The following is a 2,610-nucleotide window of genomic DNA, read 5'->3' as shown; positions in this document are numbered from 1 at the left end:
CCCCAGGCCCCCGGCACCGCGAACCCCGCCACCGGTACCAGCGCCGCCACCGGTACCAGCGCCGCCACGGGCCGGACCGCGGAGGCGACCGGCTCCCGGACCGTCGAGGTGGCGGTGAACCGCGTCACGCCGGTCACCCCGCAGAAGAACGACACGCTCACCGTCAGCGGCACCGTCACCAACCGAGGCCGGTCGACGGTCACCGACGCGCGGATCGTCCTCTACTCCGGGCAGCGGCTCAACACCCGCAGCGCCATCGAGCAGGCGAGCAGCCGTACCGGCTTCCGACCCGGCCAGGACGGCGAGCAGGTCACCGGCCGGAACACCAGCCTCGACGTCGACGACCTCTCCGCCGGCCAGACCAGGTCCTTCACCCTGACCGTGCCCGTCAAGCGGCTGGAGTTGGACGCGGACGGCGTGTACCAGCTGGGGGTGGCGCTCAACGGCCAGAACCAGGCCGAGGCCTACCCGCACGTCCTCGGCATCGAGCGGACCTTCCTGCCCTGGCAGACCGCGGAGGCGAAGACCCGCACCCAGCTGACGTTCGTGTGGCCGCTCATCTCCTCCGCGCACATGACCGCGCGCACCGAGTCGAACCGGCAGCAGACCCCCGTGTTCCGGGACGACGGTCTCGCCGCGGACATCTCGCCGGGCGGTCGGCTGCACCAGATGGTCAACCTCGGCCGCGACCTGCCCGTGAGCTGGGTCGTCGACCCGGACCTGCTCGCCACCGTCGACGCCATGACCAAGCCGTACAAGGTGGAGACCCCCGACGGCGTTGTCGCCGGACAGAGCCAGCAGGCCGCCCGGGCCTGGCTGAACGACCTCCAGCGGGCCACCGAGGGGCGGGAGGTCGTCGCCCTGCCCTTCGGCGATCCGGACCTGGCCTCGCTCGCACACCGCGGGCGTACCGTCAGCGGCGCCCTGAACCATCTGCGGCCCGCCACCGAGGCCGCCGTCAAGACCGTCGAGACGATCCTGCACACCACCCCGAACACCTCGTTCGCCTGGCCGGTGGAGGGCGCACTCGACCCGTCCGTGGTGTCCGTGGCCACCTCCGCCGGCGCCCGCAAGATCCTCACCCGCAGTGACAGCCTCCGGGAGACCGGCGGGCTGCCCTACACCCCGACGGCCGCCCGGCCGATCGGCGGCGGGGTGACGGCCGTGTCCGCCGACGCCCGGCTGTCCAAGCTGTTCCGCGGCGACCTCACCCGTGCCGACGCCTCGACGCAGGCGGTCCAGCGGTTCCTCGCCCAGACGCTGTCCATCACCGAGCAGAAGCCCAACGCGCGGCGCAGCATCGTCGTCGCACCCCAGCGCATGCCCAGCGTCAGCGAGGCACGGACGATGGCACGGGCCGTCCGCGCGCTGGCCGACAACGGCCGCTGGGCGGAGTTCGCGGAACTCGGCGAGGCCGCAAAGGCCAAGCCGGACCCGAAGGCCCAGCAGCAGGTGCCGTCGGCCGACTCCTACCCGGCGAACCTGCGCAAGCAGGAGCTGGAGACCGACGCCTTCGAGGAGATCCAGCGCACCCGTTCCACGCTGGACGACTTCACCGTCATCCTCAGCCAGGACGACCGGGTCATCACCCCCTTCGGCGGGGCGCTGCGCCGGGAGCTGTCGACGTCCTGGCGAGGCAGGCCGGCGGAGGCCGCCGCCTACCGCGAGTCGGTCCAGGCGCACCTCACCGAGCTGACCCGGCAGGTCAGGCTGGTCCAGAAGTCCCGGATGACGCTCTCCGGGCGCAGCGCGACCATCCCGGTCACCGTCCAGAACAACCTCATCCAGCCCGTGGACGGCCTGGAGCTGCGGCTGACGTCCGGGCGCCGACTCGGTCTGGAGGTGAAGGAGGAGGTCAAGCCGGTCGTCGTGGAGGGCGGGCACAGCCAGTCGATCAAGTTCGACACCACCGCCAAGGCCAACGGCCGCTACTCCATGGAGGCCCAGCTCTTCACCAAGGACAACAAGCCCTACGGCCCGCCGATGAGCTTCCAGGTCGACGTCACGGAGATCACCTCGACCGTGCTGCTGGTCATCGCGGGCGGCATGCTGCTCGTGGTGCTCGCCGGAGTGCGGATGTACACGCAGCGCAAGCGGCGGGGTCCGCAGCCGGATCCCGACGCGCCGCTGGAACCGTCGGCCGCCGCGGAGGAGTCGTCACAGGAAGAGGAGCCGTCACGCGCGCAGGCGGCGTCAACCGGGCGGACGGCGTCGACCGGACAGGCAGCGTCAACCGGGACCGCTCGTCCGGAGGACGACTCGGGTGACTCTTCGGACACGTCCGGGCCGGGGAACACCGACACCCCCGGCACGGGTGAGAAGGTGGACCGTTGAGCCAGGTGTGGGACCGTGGTGAGCCCGCGGACGACGAGGTGGGGTAGCAGTGAACGTGCCGTACGACCGGGAGCCGGGCGAGGGCCGGGACCCGTACGCCGGGCAGCGCGGCGGACAGGACGGCGGGCAGGACCCCTACGTCCGGGACGCCTACCGCCGCGACCCGTTCCAGGGCCGCGACCCGGCGGCGCAGGACCCGGTGGACGAGGCGCTGTACGACCACCGTGAGCACCCGCCGCCGCCTCCGCCGCCCGGTGCCGCCGCGAGCCGCTACGA

Annotated in this window: 2 protein-coding genes; both read left to right on the top strand. The window is 72.5% G+C overall.

Going from position 1 to position 2,610, the window contains the following annotated elements:
• Positions 1-2,334, top strand: a 2,334-nt coding sequence (locus tag FNX44_RS28340) for a DUF6049 family protein (RefSeq protein ID WP_194362480.1), incomplete at its 5' end; no start/stop codon positions are given.
• A gap of 49 nt (positions 2,335-2,383) precedes the next feature.
• Positions 2,384-2,610, top strand: a 227-nt coding sequence (locus tag FNX44_RS25930; RefSeq protein ID WP_143651412.1) for a hypothetical protein, incomplete at its 3' end; no start/stop codon positions are given.

This window comes from Streptomyces alkaliterrae, assembly GCF_007097205.2.
Lineage (GTDB): Bacteria > Actinomycetota > Actinomycetes > Streptomycetales > Streptomycetaceae > Streptomyces > Streptomyces alkaliterrae.
This window is presented reverse-complemented; position numbering and strand designations above follow the sequence as displayed.